This is a genomic window from Brachybacterium sp. FME24 (genome assembly GCF_014897705.1).
Taxonomy (GTDB): Bacteria; Actinomycetota; Actinomycetes; order Actinomycetales; family Dermabacteraceae; genus Brachybacterium.
The window spans coordinates 1-16,407 of record NZ_JABUXV010000004.1 but is presented as its reverse complement, the minus strand read 5'-3'; the positions used below and the strand labels follow the sequence as shown (position 1 = coordinate 16,407).

The window sequence follows — 16,407 nt, the reverse complement described above, 5'->3', positions numbered from 1 at the left end:
CCTCCCCGGGCGGCTCGTGATCAGGCCTTCACGACGGAGACCGTCACGGTGCCTCCAGAGACCTTCTCACTCGCGGTGTGCGCCTGCGCGCCCGGCGCTGCGGGCACGGCCAGATCCACCGCCAGCACTTCACCGGCCACCAGCTCGCGATGGGTGGCGACCGCCGTGGTGACAGGCTCGTCGCCGTCCACAGTGAGGCGGATCCGGTCGGAGACCTCGAGCCCTGCCTGACGGCGGGCGGCCTGGATGGCGCGCACGACATCACGGGCCGTGCCCTCGGCCTCGAGCTCCGGGCTCACCCGGGTGTCCAGAGCGAGGAAGTCGCCACCACGCAGCACACCCACGGAGCGCCCCTCCATCGCGGAGGACTCCCCGGCGACGAGGTCCAGGGAGTACTCCCCCTCCACCAGCTCGATACCCCCGGAGGTCACCACGCCGGCGTCGTCGAGCAACCAGTCGCCGCTCTTGGCGCCCTTGATGACGGTCTGGACCTGCTTGCCGAGGCGCGGCCCGGCGGCACGGGCGTTGACGCTCAGGCGCTGTTCGACGCCCATGCCCTGGGCCTCCTCGCTCGCCACGTCCAGCAGCCGCACGGCCTTGACGTTGAGCTCGTCGGAGACGATCGAGGCGAAGGCCTCCAGTGATGCCGGGTCGTGGTGGACCACGGTGAGCTCCGCGAGCGGTAGGCGCGCGCGCAGCTGCTCCTTCTTGCGCAGGGAGTTGCCGACGCTCGCCACGTGGCGCACGTCGTCCATCTGGGTGACCAGTGCCGCGTCGCGCGGGAACAGGGTGTCGTCGGGCCAGTCCGTGAGGTGCACGGAGCGGCCGCCGGTGAGCTGCTTCCAGATCTCCTCGGTGACCATGGGAAGCAGCGGGGCCGCCACCTGGCACAGCGTTTCCAGGCAGGTGGAGAGCACGTCGATGGCCTGCTCATCGCCCTCCCAGAAGCGGTCGCGGGAGCGGCGCACGTACCAGTTGGTGAGCATGTCCAGGTAGTCCTGGATCAGCTCGGAAGCGTCCGCGATCGCGAGCGCGGTCAACTGCTCGCGCACGTCGCGCACGAGGTCACCGGTGCGAGCCAGCAGGTACTGGTCCATGACGTCGTCGGAGTCGTAGCGGGTGCGGCCGCGGTAGCCCGTCGGCCGCCCCTCGGAGTCCTTCTCCCCCGCGGCGTTGGAGTACAGCCCCAGGAAGTACCAGACGTTCCACAGCGGCAGCACCACGTGGCGCGTGGCGTCGCGGATCTTCGGCTCGTCGACCACGAGGTTGCCGCCGCGCAGGATCGGCGAGCTCATGAGGAACCAGCGCATGGCGTCGGCCCCGTACTTGTCGAACATCTCCCGCACGTCGGGGTAGTTGCGCAGCGACTTGGACATCTTCTGCCCGTCCTCACCGAGGACGATGCCGTGGCAGATCACCGAGGTGAAGGCGGGACGATCGAACAGCGCGGTGGAGAGCACGTGCATCATGTAGAACCAGCCACGGGTCTGGCCGACGTACTCGACGATGAAGTCCGCCGGGTTATGGGACTCGAACCATTCGGTGTTCTCGAACGGGTAGTGCACCTGCGCGTACGGCATGGAGCCGGAGTCGAACCAGACATCGAAGACTTCCTCGACGCGGCGCATGGTGGAGCGCCCGGTCGGGTCGTCGGGGTTGGGCCGGGTGAGGTCGTCGATGTAGGGGCGGTGGAGGTTGACCTCGCCGTGCTCGTCGAGCGGGAGCTGCCCGAAGGCGTCCTCGAGCTCCGCGAGGGAGCCGTACACGTCGATCCGCGGGTAGTTCGCATCATCGCTCTTCCACACCGGGATGGGCGTGCCGAAGTAGCGGCTGCGGGAGATCGCCCAGTCGCGAGCGCCCTCGAGCCAGCGGCCGAACTGACCGTCCTTGACGTTTCCGGGCACCCAGTCGATCTGCTCGTTGAGCTCGAGCATGCGCTCGCGCTGGTCGGCGACCTTCACGTACCAGGAGCTGACGGCCTTGTAGATCAGGGGGTTGCGGCAGCGCCAGCAGTGCGGGTACGAGTGCACGTAGCTGGCTTCGCGCACGAGGCGCCCGGCGCGCTGGAGGTTGCGGATGATCGGCCGGTTCGCCTCGAACACCTGCACCCCGGCGATCTCGTCGAGCTCCGTGCCGGCGAAGTAGTCCAAGAACTGCGCACCGTCGTCGACGGAGACGATGACGGGGATGCCGTACTCGGCGTTGACCTGCTGGTCGACCTCGCCGTAGGCGGTGGCCTGATGGACCACGCCGGTGCCGTCATCGGTGGAGACATAGTCGGCCACGGTCACGATCCACGCGTTCTGCGTGCCCCACGTCGAGCGGTCCTCGGAGTAGACCGTCCACAGCGGCTCGTAGGCGACGTGCTCGAGCTCGGACCCGGCGTAGACGCGTTCCTCGAGGGCGGCGAGTGCGTCCTCACCGCTGGCGTACCCGAGCTCCTTGGCGTAGGAGCCGACCAGCGCCGTCGCCATCAGGTAGCGACCCTGACCCTCGGCGGCGCCGTCGGCCGTACCCAGCGGCCCGGCGGGGATCACCGCGTACTCGAGCTCCGGCCCGACGGCGAGGGAGAAGTTGGTGGGCAGGGTCCAGGGGGTCGTCGTCCAGGCGAGGGCGTTGACGCCCGCAAGGCCCAGCTCGCGGGCCTTGTCCCCGGTGAAGGGGAAGGTGACCGTGACGGTCTGGTCCTGGCGATCCTGATAGACGTCATCGTCCATGCGCAGCTCGTGGGAGCTCAGCGGCGTCTGGTCGTTCCAGCAGTAGGGCAGCACGTAGTAGCCCTCATAGGCGCGGTCCTTGTCGTACAGGGTCTTGAAGGCCCACAGCACCGACTCCATGAAGGTGACGTCGAGGGTCTTGTAGTCATTCTCGAAGTCGACCCAGCGGGCCTGGCGGGTGACGTAGTCCTCCCACTCCTTGGTGTACTTCAGCACCGAGTTGCGGGCGGCGTTGTTGAACGCCTGGACGCCCATCTCCTCGATCTCCGCCTTCTCCGTCATCCCGAGCTCGCGCATCGCTTCGAGCTCGGCCGGCAGCCCGTGGGTGTCCCAGCCGAAGCGGCGGTCCACCTTGTTCCCGCACATGGTGCGGAAGCGCGGGATGACGTCCTTGACGAAGCCGGTCAGCAGGTGACCGTAGTGGGGCAGGCCGTTGGCGAAGGGAGGGCCGTCGTAGAAGACGAACTCCTCGGCGCCCTCGCGCTGGGCGATCGAGGCGCGGAAGGTGTCGTCCTGGCGCCAGAACTCCTGGATGGTGTTCTCGAGCGCGGGCAGGTTCGGCGAGGGGACGAGCGGGTCTCCGCTGACCGGGTAGACCATGGGATGGACCTCCGAAGAAGAACAGGGGGCGGGGGCTGGGACATCACGATGTCCGAGGACGCTTCCGGCCCGGAGGCCGGTGGCGCGGTACCACCCCGGTTGACGCCGGATCCGCAGCGGCTCGGCCGTCGCGGGGGCGTCCCCTTGTTCCTCAGCGGTGACGGGCTGGTCCCGGCGGGTTCTACTGGGCCCGCGCCCGCAAGCGGACGGTGGGCGGTTCTTCCCGCGGCTCTCCGGTGATGGCCGGGTCGATGCCGATGGCGGTCAGTGTACGCCGCCGCCCGCGGCCCGGACCACACGTTTCCTGCCTGCACCGGCCAGATCACAGGGAACCTCGCCTCCGTGCACAGCACCGGCACAGCTTCACGCCCTGAGATGGGTCCATCGGCAGATCGCCGGCAGTTCCCGAAGGAGGAACCACTATGGAGGACGAGATCAGCGCAGCGTCCTGCGCGTCGGCGGAGCTGTCCGTCCAGCAGCGCAGGCAACCTCTCGGTGAGGAGCCCGTTGCCGAGCACCGTGGCCTGCGGGAACGGACCACCGCGGGAGCCGCGACCCTGGGTGCCAGCGCTCTGCTGGTGTTGAGCTTCGGTCCCGCCGCTCTCGCTCTGAGTCCCTCTGATCTCGAGACCGCTGCTGCGGAGGACAAGGCCTGGATCTCTCCGCTGGACGGCGCCTCCCCCGTAGCGGTCACCCCACCGCGTTCCGAGGAGGAGAGCTCCGGCCTCTGAGCGTTCTCCCGTCGGACCCGTCTCACTCCCGGTGAGGCATCCCTCACCCCCGCCTCAGCGCGAGGTCATGGGAAACTTGAGGCCCCACGGTTCCGCCCCACTCGGGCGGTCGACGCAGAAGGAGCGAGGATGTCGCTGTTCGGAGAGCCCTTCACCGCAAAGTGCCTCAAGTCCGGGATCACGGTCGAGGTCGAGGAGGGGCAGTCCCTCCTGCAGGCCCTGCTCGACGCCGACATCCCGATGGACTACTCCTGCGAGGGCGGTGTGTGCGGCACCTGCGTGGTGCCCCTGGTCTCCGGGCAGGTCGAGCACATGGACGAGTTCCTCATGGACGACGAGCACGAGGATCAGATGATCACGTGCGTCTCCCGCGGCGAGGGCGAGATCGAGATCGACATCTGACGTCGCCCGGCGACATCTGAGTTCACCCGACGCCCACAGGTCGGCATATGCCCGTGGCCCGGCAACGGCTCACGGCCACCGCCCTTCGACGCTCACGACGCGGTGAGCGGCTGCACGTCCCTCAGAGGCGCGGCCCGGCCACGGCCCAGGCGAACGCGACCAGCCCCATCAGGCCAGCGGCGGTGACGAGCGCGAGCGGCACAGCGATGCTCGGACCGGCGACGAGCAGTCCCAGCACGCCGATCGCGGCGATCGCGAGCAGGACCACGAACAGCACCGGGCGGCCGACGGCAGGCTTGCCCTCGCGGTGCCGGCGCGAGGAGCTGTCGGGGTGCATCGTCGTCATGGTGACGTCCTGTCCGCTCGGGTGCTCCGGTGCCCGATCGGCGATATCGCCGACCGGTTATCCGATCATCTCCCGGCCGCCGCGTGCGCACATCGTGCGGGAGGTGGAGATCCGTCTCCACCTTTGGTCGTACATCCGGTCGTGTGGTCGTACATCCGGTCGTGCGCCGAAAGGCCTCGACCTGCTCAGCCGCTCAGGGCCGCAGGCCCGCTGCAGGGCCCGAGGCCCTCTCCTGGCGCTGGTCATCCCGCCCGTCGACGGCGCTGTCCGTCCTTTCGGGCGGGCTCCCCGGGGACCGTGCGGAGTCGCGCGAGGCATCCTGCGCTGCGAGATCCGCGAACACGCCGCCGCGAGCGATCAGCTCCGCGTACGTCCCGCGTTCGACGATGTTCCCGTGAGCCATGACGAGGATCTGGTCCGCGCCGCGGATCGTCGAGAGACGATGGGCGATCAAGACCGTGGTGCGCCCCCGGGCGACGGCGTCCAGCGCCCCGGACATGGCCCGCTCGGTCGCGACGTCGAGGGCACTGGTCGCCTCGTCCAGCAGCAGCACGGGCGGATCGCGCAGGATCGTGCGAGCAAGGGCGAGTCGCTGCTTCTCGCCGCCGGAGAACCGGTAGCCGCGCTCCCCCACCACGGTCGCGTACCCCTCGGGAAGGGCCGCGATGTGCTCGTGGATCTGGGCGATCCGACACGCATCCTCGAGGTCCTCGTCGCTCGCGTCGGGGCGGGCGAAGCGCAGGTTGTCGGCGATCGTGGCGTGCAGCAGGTAGGTCTCCTGGGTGACCACGCCGAGGCTCTCGGCGAGGGACTCCATGGTGATCTCGCGCAGATCGTGGCCGTCCAGCGTGATCCGCCCGGAATCCGGGTCGTACAGACGAGCCATGAGGTAGCCGGTGCTGGTCTTGCCGGATCCGGTGGCCCCGACCAGGGCGGTGTGCTCGCCGGCACGGACCACGAGATCCACTCCGCGCAGGGCGGGGGCGTCGGCCCCGGGGTAGGTGAAGGTGACGTCCTCGAATCGGAGTTCGCCGCGCACGTTCGCAGCGTCCGGTGCGAGAGCGTCGGGGGCGTCCTGGATGGTGATCGGTGCGTCGAGGTACTCGAAGACCCGCGCGAACAGGGCCAGTGAGCTGTTGACCTGCGTGGCGACCCGCAGTAGGCCGTTGATCTGCGGGAACAGGCCGGACTGCAGGGCGATGAAGGCGACGAGGGTGCCGATCGTGACGCCGGTCCCGGAGAACAGCAGATGCCCGCCCAGCAGATAGGTCAATGCCGGGAACAGGGCCATGAGCGTGGTGAACACGGCCATGTGCCACCGTCCGGCCATCTCCGAGCGCACCTCGAGATCGGCGAGTCCTCGGGAGTCGGTGGTGAAGGCATCGGTGAGCGCCTGGGAGCGGCCCATGGTCAGGCCCAGCAGGATCCCGGACACCGAGAGCGACTCCTGGATACCCGCCGACATGTCGGCGGCCTTCTCCTGACGGGTGCGCACGATCTCCCGGCGCCTGCGGCCCACGCGGCGGTTCATCCATACCGCCAACGGCAGCGCGATCAGGGAGAACAGGGTCAGCCGCCAATCGAGGGCGGCCATCGCGACCAAGGCCATGAGCACGCCGGCCGCGGAGGACACGATCTGCGTCATCACACTGGTCACCACGGCCTGCATGGATCCGATGTCGGAGAAGATGCGGGACTGGATCTCGCCGGTGCGGGTGCGGGTGAAGAAGCCCAGGCCCATGCGCTGCAGGTGCGAGTACACCGAGACCCGCAGGTCGTGCATGACCGCCTGGCCGACGCGGGTGGACAGCATCGCCTGGGTGACGCCGAGAGCGCTGGAGACGATGGTGACGGCGATCAGGCCGCCGACGGTCCAGGCCAGCACGTCGGCGCGCTGCTCAGGCAGGGCGACGTCGACGATCTCACGGATCAGGAACGGGGAGACGACGCCGGTGGCGGCGCCGATCGCGATCAGGAGCAGGACGCTCAGGAGCGTGCCGCGGTAGGGGCGGAACAGCGCGAACACGCGACGCAGGTCGGGGCGCTGGCCCGGAGGAGGTGCGCTGTCGTCCTGAGGCACACGGCCCCCGCCGCCCATGCCCATGCCGCCGCCGGGGCCTCCCATACCCGCGTGGGTCATCAGACTCCCTGGTGGCGAGCGACCCGGTGCGCGGCGGCCTGTGCGAGGGGCCGGACAGTGACCAGGTCCAGATTCACGTGGTGCGGAGCGTTCAGGGCATAGGAGATGACGTCGGCGCAGTCCTCGGCGGTCAGCGGCTCCTGGACACCGTCGTAGACCTTCTCGGCGGCGGCCGGGTCTTCGAGGCGCACCAGGGAGAACTCCTCGGTGCGGACCATGCCGGGGGCCACCTCGATGACGCGGATCTTCTCCCCGTTGAGCTCGAGGCGCAGGGCGGCGGCGAGCATGTGCTCCCCCGCCTTGGCTGCGTTGTAGCCGGATCCCCCGGGGTAGGCCTCCTGCGCCGCGACGGAGGTGACGAACAGAAGATCACCGCGATCGCTCTCCCGTACGGCCGGCAGCAGGGCGCGGGTGACGCGCACGGCCCCGAGCACGTTGATGTCGTACATGCGCTGCCATTTGTCGAGATCGGCATCGGCGGCGGGCTCGATGCCGAGCGCCCCGCCGGCGACGTGGACCACCGCGTTCACCGACCCGCCGAACAGCTCCTCGACCCGCGCCACGAGGCCGTCGACCGACTCGTCCGAGGTGACGTCCACCTCGAGCACCTCGCAGCCGGTCTCCTCGGCAAGCGCCTGGAGCCGGTCGAGGCGTCGCGCGACGGCGAGCACGCGCCAGCCGTCGGCGACGAGTCGTGCGGCCGAGGCGCGACCGATGCCCGAGGAGGCGCCGGTGACGACGGCGGTGAGCCGGGAAGCATTCGAAGCAGTCATGACCTCAGGGTACGCGGGGCGCAGGCACGGTATCGAGGTGCCTACCAGCCGATCTCGAGGCACCCGTGGTGGTCGGTCGGCTCGGTCTGGACGGTGGCGTGGGCGATGCCATGACGGGTGGTCAGCAGCTCCTGGGCGGCGTCGAGCACCGGGTGCGGGTCCCTGGCAGGCTCGATGACGAGGTGCACGGTGGCGACCTCCATCCCCGAGGTCAGGGTCCACACGTGGAGGTCATGCGCGTCCTGGACCCCGTCGATCGCCGCGAGGTCCGCGCGAACCTGGTCCGGGTCGATGCCCGCGGGGGCGGCCTGGCCGAGAACTCCGAGCACCTCCTTGGCCAGGAACACCGCGCGCACGGCGATGAAGACCCCCACGGCGAGCGCGACCGCGGTGTCGATCCAGCCGGCACCGGTGACGCGGATCAGGATCGCGGCGGCGATCACCCCGACTGAGCCGATGGTGTCGGCCATGACCTCGAGGTAGGCGCCCTTGATGTTCAGGCTCTCCCCTGCGCCGCCGCGCAGCATGCCCAGCACGATGAGGTTCACGACGAGTCCGAGCACGCCGACGACGAGCATCGGTCCGGTCTCGACGTGGACCTCCCGCCCCAGGCGTCCGATCCCTCCGATCACCACACCGGTGGCGACGCCGAGCATGATCAGGACCGCCAGAAGTGCAGCGAACACCTCGAGGCGGTAGTTGCCGAAGGTACGTCGGCCTGAGCTGTCCGGTCGCGTGGCCAGGAGTGTCGCGGCGAGCGCGGCGGCGAGGGTGACGACGTCGGCGGCCATGTGCCCGGCGTCCGAGATCAGGGCCAGGGAGCCGATGAGGAGCCCGGTGACCAGCTCGACGACGAAGAACACGCCGATCAGCACCACTGCGACGAGCAGGCGCCAGCGGTGGATGGCGCCCGCGTGCCCGGTGGCGCCTCCGGAGCCATGGGAGTGCGTCATGAGGTCACCTCGGCAGGAGCCGCCTCGGGAGTCTTCTCCGGATGCTCCATCTCGCTGTGCTCGGCGTGATGGAGGGTGACGTCCAGCAGCAGCCGCACGTGCGGATCGTCGAGTCGGTAGTAGGCCCGACGGCCCGCACGGCGCACGGCGACGATGCGATGGGCGCGCAGCAGCTGCAGGGCATGGGAGACCGCGGAATCCGACTGCCCGGTGGCAGCGGACAGCTCGCCCACGCTGACCTCGCCGTCGCGCAGCGCGAGCAGCAGTCGCAACCGGCCCGGGTCTCCGAGCAGGGAGAAGATGTCCGCGAGGTCGGTGACGTCGGCCGCGGCCGGGATGCGGCGACGGATCTCCTCGGGCCTGGGCTCGCCGGCTTCGCCCCCCTGCTCTGTGGCACCGGCTACAACATCTGAACGTCTGCGCATATGTTCATGGTGACATGGAACTGGGCGCCCCGCCAGCCCTGCCGGCCCCACCCGATCAGACGCCGTGGACGTTCGGTCAGACTCCCTGGACGTGCGGGTGACCCTGCACCTTCAGGTCCCCCGAGACCCGACCCTTGGACAGCTTGGTCATGACGGCGGCGATGGCCCCATCGCCGGTGACGTTGGTGGCCGTGCCGAAGGAGTCGATGGCGATGTACGCCGCGATCATGAGACCGACGGCGGCCTCGCCGAAGCCGAGCAGGGAGGACAGCACCCCGGCCGCCGCCATGATCGCACCGCCCGGGACGCCGGGTGCCGCGATCATCACCACGCCCAGCATGAACACGAAGCCCACCAGCGCGCCGACGTTCAGCTCCATGCCGGTGACGATCATGATGGCCACGGCGAAGGTGGTGATCTTCAAGGTGGAACCGGAGAGGTGGATCGTCGCACCGAGCGGGACCACGAAGTCCGCGATCGCATCCGGGATCCCGTTGCGCTTGGTGCACTCGGTGGTGACCGGGATGGTCGCCGCCGACGAGCTGGTGCCCAGTGCCGTCGCGTACGCCGGGACCATGGTCCACAGCATCTTGAGCGGGTTGCGTCCCATCGCCCAGCCGGCCACGGCGTACTGGCCCAGCAGCACCACCACGGTCATCCCGAACACGAGCAGGATGACGGTGAGGAAGGTGCCGATCACGGTCCAGATCTGGCCGTTCATGGTCAGCCCCAGGAACATGCCGAAGATGTACAGCGGCAGCAGCGGGATGATGATCGCCTCGATGATGCGCACGATGATGGTGCGCAACTGCACGAAGGACTCCTGCAGGGCCCCCTTCGTCACCAGCGTCAGGCCGATGCCCAGGCAGAACGAGAGGATCAGCGCCGTCATCACGTCGAACACCGGCGGGATCGCGAGCTCGAAGTACGGGGCGATCGCAGAGTCCTCGGGGTTCTCCAGTGAGTCGATGCTCGCGCCGCCCAGCATCCGCGGCAGCAGAAGCAGGGAGAGGACCAGTGCGAACAGGCCGCACAGGACCGTCGAGAGGTAGGCGATCCCGGCAGTGGCGGCCAGCATCTTCCCGGCTCCGCGGCCGAGCTCGCCGATCGCCGGCGTCACCAGGCCCACGATGATCAGCGGGATGAGGAAGCCGAGGAACCCGGAGAACAGCCCGTTGAACGTGGTGAAGACGCGGGCGATCGCCTCGGGCATCACCAGCCCCAGCAGAATGCCCAGCACGATGGCGACGACGATGCGCGGCAGCAGGCCGAATCGGGGGCGACGAGGGCCGGCGGCGTCGGCCGCTCGCTCTGCGGGCACGTGGTCAACGACGGTGTTCATAGGATGTCCGGTTCATGTGCGGGGGTGGGGACCGGGACAGACTAGGGCGCGTCTCCCTGATTCGGGGTGGGGCTCGCGGGAGCCTGTGTGGGTGACATCGTCTTCGCGGTATCAGGTGCACTCTGACGAGCAGTGAGCTCGGATCGAGCCGCTGCTTCCGTCGAACAAGGGCAAGCGTGTGCATCCGTTCGGGACAACCGGCGGAGCCGATCCCACGACCCAATCCCGACCGGTCGTTGTGTGCAGTGGGGCCAGGGCCGATGCCCGAGCGACACATCCTTCAGTCGCGTCCGTGACCGGCCCGAGGACCGCCAGCGAGCACGAGGTCCAGCACTCGTTGCAGCCGCTCGTCCGTCGGATCCGTGAGCGGTGGCAGTAGCAGCGTCGTCATACCCACGTCGACCGCGGCGCCGTCCCAACCGCCCCGATCTCCGACCATCAGGACGTCAGATGCGGGCATATCGAGCCCGTCGAGGGCGGCCCGGAAGATCGCCGGGTCCGGCTTCGCGACCCCCAACTCGAACGAGAGCGTCCAGGTATGGACGAGGTCTGCCCACGAGCGGCCGTCGGGCAGTTGGTGGGCCGCGAACGCCGGTCGCAGATCGACGTGGATGTCGCTCACCACACCGACGCGCACGCCGGCGGACGCAAGCCCCACGAGCAAAGGCTCGACATCCTGCGCGAACGCGTTGAGAAAGATGTCCGACTCGACGGCATAGAGCGCCGCCGCCAACTCGCCGTCAAGCCCCGCGGCCCGGAACCACTCCGCGTACGCCGCACGGTGCTCTACGACGTTTGCATCGATCTGCGACGAGTCGACCCGGGCACTGTCGACACCCCCCAGCGCGACCAACACCCGCTCCACGTCCGCATCGCCCGCGCGCCGACCCAGCCGCGTCAGGGCCGTCACGACGAGCCATCGGTAGGTCGGCGCGACGACAAGCGTCCCCCGCCAGTCGAGCAAGACCGCCCGAAACGCGGGAGCAGGCATGGTTTTCGCAGGCACGGTCACAACACGACCCTATCGTCGGCGACTGGACGCCGGCCTGCCGAGCAGAGCGCGCGGGTGCGGTCGGTGCATCGCACGTGACTCCTCGCCGCTGGCGCGCACTTTCGCCGCACCTGCCCGCGGCGCCCTTCGGCTTCCGGGCGCCTGCACCCCATCCGCGCCGTCCTCCGCGCACGCCCCAGACGCGGGCGTCCACCGCCATCCGGCGAACTCTTCCCTCCCCACTCGAAGTTATCCACATTTCCCTTCAGTTTCGACCGAACCCTTGTTCTGGACGAATGCTTGCTCTAAACTGAGAGGAGCAATCGGATGGACGTTCGATGACAAGCGCCAGTGGTGTTCTGGCGCAATTCGGCGTGACACCCGCACGAGCTCTCGACGAGGAGGTGGATGCCATGACGGTGAGCAACCCTGCCACGACGCCCTCCGCATCCTCCAGGGTCCAGAGCCCCACTTCGTCCACACCCTCCGGGCCCTCTTCGTCGAGCGCGGACGGCGCCGCTCCGTCCAGCCGCACCGACTCCGCCGTCGGATCAGGCCGCCCCGACACGAGCGGATCGCCACAACGGCCACCTCGTCGGCCGGTGCGCGCCCGCTCCCCTCTGACAGAGAAGTCACTGGTGAGGCGGGGCAAGCTCGAGTCGAGATCTGCAGATGCAGTCGCGGCGGGGCGCCTGCTGGAGATGCAACGGGATGCCTCCCGGGCGCGCGCCGCCCTCCTGGCTCAGGCCGCCGCCTTCTGGGTGGATCACGAGGATCCCGACCAGGCCGACGACCGTGCGGCAGCAGACCTCGCAGTCGCCATCGCCCTGCGCACCACCACACCGAAAGCCACCTATCTGCTGCGCGATGCTCACCTCGCGGTCGATGAGCTCCCCGCGACGTTCGAGCGACTCGCGTGCGGGGATATGCCCAGCGAATGGTTCGATAAACTCGTCAAAGAAGTTCGCAACCTCACGCCTTTCCAACGGACAGAAATCGATGAACTCGTCTCCGCCTGGGACCTTGCGTCGATTCCTGCGGACCGGTTCTTCGATGAGTTGCGTCTGCTGCGCGCCTGGTATGACATCGACGGGGCCCGGCCTCTCCCCGAAGACACCCGCGACGTCGCCCTTGAGCATTCCCCCGACGATGACGGCACAGCCTGCCTGCGAATCACCGGTCCGATCCCCGAGATCCACTCCCTCGCCGCGCGGCTCGACGCCGCCGCGAAGTCGGTGCAGGCCCAGCAGCGCCACGCCCTGGAAGATGGGTCGCCGATCCCTTTCGACCTCGACGGAGATGTGGCCCGCCACCACACCACGATGACTTTGGCCGAGCTGCGGTACGCGATCATCCATCGCACCCTGCTCGACACCGCCGGGGTCGAGGTGCCCGCACCGGCGCACCGGGTCAACGTGGTCGTACCCGTCCTGACCTTGATGGGACTGTCCGACGCACCCGCCACGTACGACGGGATCATCCCCCTGCCCGCCGATATGGCACGTCGGCTCGCCGCCGGCGAGGAGGTCTGGCACCGCGTCCTGACCGACCCCACCAGTGGAGAGTTCCTCCCCCTGCCTGCCGATCAGTACCGACCCACCGCCGCCATGGTCGAACACCTCAGAGTGCGGGACCCCGTCTGCGCGGTCCCGACCTGTACGAGAACCACGAGCAGCGATGCGGAGAACGACCACATCGAAGAGTTCGACCACGCTCATCCTGAACGGGGTGGACCGACCAGCATCGCGAACCTCCACCGCCTGGACTGGGGCCACCACGATGACAAGACCCGGCGGATCATCGACCCCGAACGCACCGCCGACGGATCCACCACCTGGACCATCGGCACAGTCGCACGCGCCCGGATCGCCGTCGCGTCCCGGCGGGACCTGGTGACACCGATCGTCGCCACCGCCCTCCAGGAATCGTGGGACCGCTACCAGTGGACCCTCGAGCTCGATGCCCTCCAGCGATCCGGCTACCTCGAACAGTTCCTCCTCGAGGGCGGGCCCGAGGACCCCGCTCTCGACGACGCGCTGCCCCTCCCAGACCTCACCGCCGAAGACGACCCTCCGTTCTGACACGGCTCCGCATGTTCCCACCACCCTGGTCACGTCGGCGCTGACCCACGCCCGGCGCCGTTCTGCCGGCGTCGGCCGCCAGGTATCTCGACGAATCCTTGTGGCCGGCCCCACAGACCACTAAGCTCGCGCGAGTGCCTACGTACTGGTCGATCGCTTCGGCATCCTTCCGCCAGTACTCGACCTACCGGATGGCGACGGCCGCCGGGATCTTCACCAACACGATCTTCGGCTTCATCCGCGCCTCCATCATGTTCGCGGCCATCACCACCGCGGGCGGAGAGCTCAGCGGGTACACCGTCGCCCAGGCGGCGACCTACGTATGGCTCGGGCAGGCGCTGCTCGCCCCGATCGAGGCCTTCGGCACCCGCGAGGTGTCCCAGCGCGTCCACCAGGGCGACGTGGCCATCGACCTGCTGCGCCCCACCTCGTTCCTCGGCCTCTACTACGCACAGAAGCTGGGTCGCTCGAGCTTCCTGCTGCTGGGCCGCGGCATCCCGCCCCTGCTGGTGGGAGCGATCGTCACCGGCCTCGCGCTGCCCGAGAACCCGGTGTCCTACCTCCTGGGCGCCGTCTCCTTGCTGCTGGCCATCACGGTCGCCTTCCTCGCGGACATGATGGTGAACCTCGCCGCGTTCTGGCTGCTGGAGACCCGTGGCCTGACGATCGTCTACAACGCGCTGATGAATCTGCTCTCGGGATTCCTGATCCCGATCCTGTGGTTCCCGGACTGGCTGCTCACGATCGCCCGCGCCACCCCGTTCCCCTCGATGATCCAGACTCCGATCGACACCCTCTCGGGCCGGGTCCCACCCCTCGAGGCGCTCCCCCTGCTGGGGACGCAGCTCGCGTGGCTCGGAGTGCTCGCTCTCGCGGCCCAGCTGATGCTCCGCGTCGGCGTGCGCAGTGTGGAGGTCCAAGGTGGCTGACTCCTCCCGCACCGGGCCCGCGCGCACCGCGCGGCCAGTACGCCCGCGTCGAGCCGACTCCGCGGACCGTCCGGTCTCGACGGCCCGTATGGTCGCGACCCTCTACGGCTCCCGAATCCGTTCCCAGGCCACGTTCCGCACCAGTTTCGTGACGGACGTCCTGGGGCAGGTCCTGATCGTGGGTACCGAGTTTCTCGAGCTGTGGGTGATCCTCTCGCAGGTCAGCACCCTGGGTGGGATGACGCTGGCGCAGGTAGCCGTGGTCTACGGGCTCGGAGCGCTCGCGTTCGGAATCGGGGACCTGTTCTTCGGGGAGATCGACGGGCTCTCCTCGTCCATCAGGTCCGGCAAGCTCGAGACCCTGCTGATCCGGCCGGTCCCCCTGCTCCTGCAGATCTCGAGCCTGGATCTGTCGTTGCGGCGCATCGGCCGAATCATCGTCGGTCTGGCGATGTATGTGACTGCGCTCGGGATCTCCGGGTTCCAGCCCACGCCGGCCACGCTGGTCCTGGCAGCCCTGGCCCCGTTCGCCGGGGCGCTGCTGTTCGGCGCGCTGTTCACCATGGCCGGCGCTCTGCAGTTCTGGCTCGTGGACGGCCGGGAGTTCGCCAACGCCTTCACCTACGGCGGCAACTACGTCGCCACCACCCCGGGTGCCGTCTTCGCGCTGCCCATGCGCGCCTTCTTCACCTTCGTGATCCCGGCGACGCTGATCGCCTACGCCCCCACCCTCGCGCTGCTCGATCTGCCCGGTCCGCTGCTGATCCCCTCGTGGGCCGGCTGGATGGGACTGCCCGCAGCGGTCCTGGCCTGGATCATCGCCGGGCTGCTCTGGCGCACGGGGGTCCGCAGATACACAGGAGCCGGTGGATGACCACGACAGAATCTCTCCCCGCGACCCCCGGAGCACTCGGCCCGGCACTCGCCCTGACCTCCCTGCGCCGGGACTACGTGGTCCGTGCCCCTGTGCCCGGCTCGCGTCGACGCCGCCGCCAGGTGGTCCGTGCTGTCGACGACATCAGTCTTCGGATTGACCGCGGGGAGTCCGTGGGCTTCGTCGGCGCGAACGGCGCCGGCAAGTCCACGACCATCAAGATGATGACCGGGATCCTGCAGCCCACGTCGGGGGACGTGCGCGTACTCGGCCGGGACCCCGTGCCCGAACGGCGACACCTGGCGCGGGAGATCGGGGTCGTCTTCGGTCAGCGCTCCCAGCTGTGGTGGGATCTGCCCCTGCGCGACAGCTACACCATCCTCGGCGCGATGCATCGCCTCACGGACCGACAGCGGGAGGCGCGGCTGGAGCGTCTGGTGGACGGACTGGACCTGAGCGGTTTCCTGGGTCGCCCGGTGCGGCAGCTCTCGTTGGGACAGCGCATGCGCGGTGAGGTGGCGGCAGCGCTTCTGCACTCCCCCCAGCTGGTGGTGTTGGATGAGCCGACGATCGGGCTGGACATGGTCTCCAAGGAGGGGTTGCGGCATTTCTTGCGCACCGATCGCGCCGAACGCGGTACGACACTGTTCCTGACCACGCACGACATGGGTGACGTCGAGCGTCTGTGCGAACGGATCGTGGTGGTCAACGACGGCACCATCGCCTATGACGGGGCGCTGGATTCCTTCCGCGAGCACCTCGGGGCGCCACGCGAGCTGATCGTCGACCTCGCCGAGCCGTCCACTGCGCTGACCCTGCCCAGCTCTGCCGAGACGGCGGCAGTGGAGGCCGGAGGGATCCGGCACCGGATCAGGTTCTCCGGCGCCGAGCTGACCGTGCCTGCCCTGCTCTCCCTGATCAACGCCCAGAGCGAGGTGCGGGACCTGTCCTTGACCGAGCCCGCCATCGAGGACCTAGTACGGCAGATCTACTCGCATGGAGGACGCGCCTGAGCCCTGCCGACGGGACGACGGGCCGGTGGGCCGGTGGAGCCACGGAGCCACGGAGCCACGGAGCCACGGAGCCACGGAGCCACGGAGCCA

At 69.0% G+C, this 16,407-nt stretch carries 14 protein-coding genes; 6 read left to right on the top strand and 8 right to left on the bottom strand.

Features of this window, described 5'->3' with window-relative positions; genetic code table 11:
• Nucleotides 1-20: 20 nt before the first annotated feature.
• Nucleotides 21-3,317, bottom strand: a complete 3,297-nt coding sequence (gene ileS / locus INT51_RS05205) for an isoleucine--tRNA ligase (protein ID WP_193104155.1) — start codon at nt 3,315-3,317, stop codon at nt 21-23.
• A 422-nt stretch (nt 3,318-3,739) separates the two neighbouring features.
• On the opposite strand from ileS, the gene INT51_RS05200 reads away from it, so the two are divergent.
• Both INT51_RS05200 and INT51_RS05195 read left to right on the top strand, forming a co-directional pair.
• The gene (locus INT51_RS05200) at nt 3,740-4,048 is read left to right on the top strand and encodes a hypothetical protein (protein ID WP_193104154.1); all 309 of its coding nucleotides are present in this window, start codon (nt 3,740-3,742) and stop codon (nt 4,046-4,048) included.
• Between the two features lie 129 nt (nt 4,049-4,177).
• A complete protein-coding gene (locus tag INT51_RS05195; RefSeq protein WP_193104153.1) occupies nt 4,178-4,450 on the top strand; it encodes a 2Fe-2S iron-sulfur cluster binding domain-containing protein in 273 nt (90 codons plus the stop codon).
• A 121-nt stretch (nt 4,451-4,571) separates the two neighbouring features.
• Here INT51_RS05195 and INT51_RS05190 read toward each other — a convergent pair whose 3' ends face one another.
• The 7 genes from INT51_RS05190 to INT51_RS05160 form a co-directional block, all read right to left on the bottom strand.
• Nucleotides 4,572-4,796: a hypothetical protein gene (locus INT51_RS05190; protein ID WP_193104152.1), complete on the bottom strand. Its 225-nt coding sequence runs from the start codon at nt 4,794-4,796 to the stop codon at nt 4,572-4,574.
• A 193-nt stretch (nt 4,797-4,989) separates the two neighbouring features.
• The gene (locus INT51_RS05185) at nt 4,990-6,936 is read right to left on the bottom strand and encodes an ABC transporter ATP-binding protein (RefSeq protein WP_193104151.1); all 1,947 of its coding nucleotides are present in this window, start codon (nt 6,934-6,936) and stop codon (nt 4,990-4,992) included.
• A complete protein-coding gene (locus INT51_RS05180) occupies nt 6,936-7,709 on the bottom strand; it encodes an SDR family oxidoreductase (RefSeq protein ID WP_193104150.1) in 774 nt (257 codons plus the stop codon). Before INT51_RS05180 ends, INT51_RS05185 begins: the two co-directional genes overlap by 1 nt.
• A gap of 41 nt (nt 7,710-7,750) precedes the next feature.
• Nucleotides 7,751-8,662, bottom strand: a complete 912-nt coding sequence (locus tag INT51_RS05175) for a cation diffusion facilitator family transporter (protein ID WP_193104149.1) — start codon at nt 8,660-8,662, stop codon at nt 7,751-7,753.
• On the bottom strand, nt 8,659-9,087 hold the full coding sequence (locus tag INT51_RS05170) for a helix-turn-helix transcriptional regulator (RefSeq protein WP_193104148.1): 429 nt from the start codon (nt 9,085-9,087) through the stop codon (nt 8,659-8,661). The genes INT51_RS05175 and INT51_RS05170 overlap by 4 nt, the downstream gene beginning before the upstream one ends.
• Nucleotides 9,088-9,163: 76 nt before the next feature.
• Complete coding sequence (locus tag INT51_RS05165) at nt 9,164-10,429, bottom strand: dicarboxylate/amino acid:cation symporter (RefSeq protein WP_193104147.1); 1,266 nt, start codon at nt 10,427-10,429, stop codon at nt 9,164-9,166.
• A 280-nt stretch (nt 10,430-10,709) separates the two neighbouring features.
• Nucleotides 10,710-11,441, bottom strand: coding sequence for an HAD family hydrolase (locus tag INT51_RS05160; RefSeq protein WP_304502082.1), 732 nt, complete (start codon nt 11,439-11,441; stop codon nt 10,710-10,712).
• 680 nt (nt 11,442-12,121) lie between these two features.
• On the opposite strand from INT51_RS05160, the gene INT51_RS05155 reads away from it, so the two are divergent.
• The 4 genes from INT51_RS05155 to INT51_RS05140 all read left to right on the top strand — a co-directional run bounded on the left by INT51_RS05155 (nt 12,122) and on the right by INT51_RS05140 (nt 16,317).
• Nucleotides 12,122-13,501 carry a DUF222 domain-containing protein gene (locus INT51_RS05155; protein WP_226831999.1) on the top strand — a complete coding sequence of 460 codons (1,380 nt, stop codon included), beginning with the start codon at nt 12,122-12,124 and terminating at the stop codon, nt 13,499-13,501.
• A 134-nt stretch (nt 13,502-13,635) separates the two neighbouring features.
• Entirely contained in the window at nt 13,636-14,430 is a 795-nt protein-coding gene (locus INT51_RS05150; protein ID WP_193104145.1) for an ABC-2 family transporter protein, read from the top strand.
• Nucleotides 14,423-15,304: an ABC transporter permease gene (locus tag INT51_RS05145; RefSeq protein ID WP_304502081.1), complete on the top strand. Its 882-nt coding sequence runs from the start codon at nt 14,423-14,425 to the stop codon at nt 15,302-15,304. The genes INT51_RS05150 and INT51_RS05145 overlap by 8 nt, the downstream gene beginning before the upstream one ends.
• Nucleotides 15,301-16,317: an ATP-binding cassette domain-containing protein gene (locus tag INT51_RS05140; protein ID WP_193104144.1), complete on the top strand. Its 1,017-nt coding sequence runs from the start codon at nt 15,301-15,303 to the stop codon at nt 16,315-16,317. Before INT51_RS05145 ends, INT51_RS05140 begins: the two co-directional genes overlap by 4 nt.
• Nucleotides 16,318-16,407: the final 90 nt, after the last annotated feature.

Excerpts from the sequence above, each read along its gene's own strand:
- ileS (WP_193104155.1), bottom strand. The coding sequence starts at position 3,317 with ATGGTCTACCCGGTCAGCGGAGACCCGCTCGTCCCCTCGCCGAACCTG.
- INT51_RS05200 (WP_193104154.1), top strand. The coding sequence starts at position 3,740 with ATGGAGGACGAGATCAGCGCAGCGTCCTGCGCGTCGGCGGAGCTGTCC.
- INT51_RS05195 (WP_193104153.1), top strand. The coding sequence starts at position 4,178 with ATGTCGCTGTTCGGAGAGCCCTTCACCGCAAAGTGCCTCAAGTCCGGG.
- INT51_RS05190 (WP_193104152.1), bottom strand. The coding sequence starts at position 4,796 with ATGACGACGATGCACCCCGACAGCTCCTCGCGCCGGCACCGCGAGGGC.
- INT51_RS05185 (WP_193104151.1), bottom strand. The coding sequence starts at position 6,936 with ATGACCCACGCGGGTATGGGAGGCCCCGGCGGCGGCATGGGCATGGGC.
- INT51_RS05180 (WP_193104150.1), bottom strand. The coding sequence starts at position 7,709 with ATGACTGCTTCGAATGCTTCCCGGCTCACCGCCGTCGTCACCGGCGCC.
- INT51_RS05175 (WP_193104149.1), bottom strand. The coding sequence starts at position 8,662 with ATGACGCACTCCCATGGCTCCGGAGGCGCCACCGGGCACGCGGGCGCC.
- INT51_RS05170 (WP_193104148.1), bottom strand. The coding sequence starts at position 9,087 with ATGCGCAGACGTTCAGATGTTGTAGCCGGTGCCACAGAGCAGGGGGGC.
- INT51_RS05165 (WP_193104147.1), bottom strand. The coding sequence starts at position 10,429 with ATGAACACCGTCGTTGACCACGTGCCCGCAGAGCGAGCGGCCGACGCC.
- INT51_RS05155 (WP_226831999.1), top strand. The coding sequence starts at position 12,122 with ATGCAACGGGATGCCTCCCGGGCGCGCGCCGCCCTCCTGGCTCAGGCC.
- INT51_RS05140 (WP_193104144.1), top strand. The coding sequence starts at position 15,301 with ATGACCACGACAGAATCTCTCCCCGCGACCCCCGGAGCACTCGGCCCG.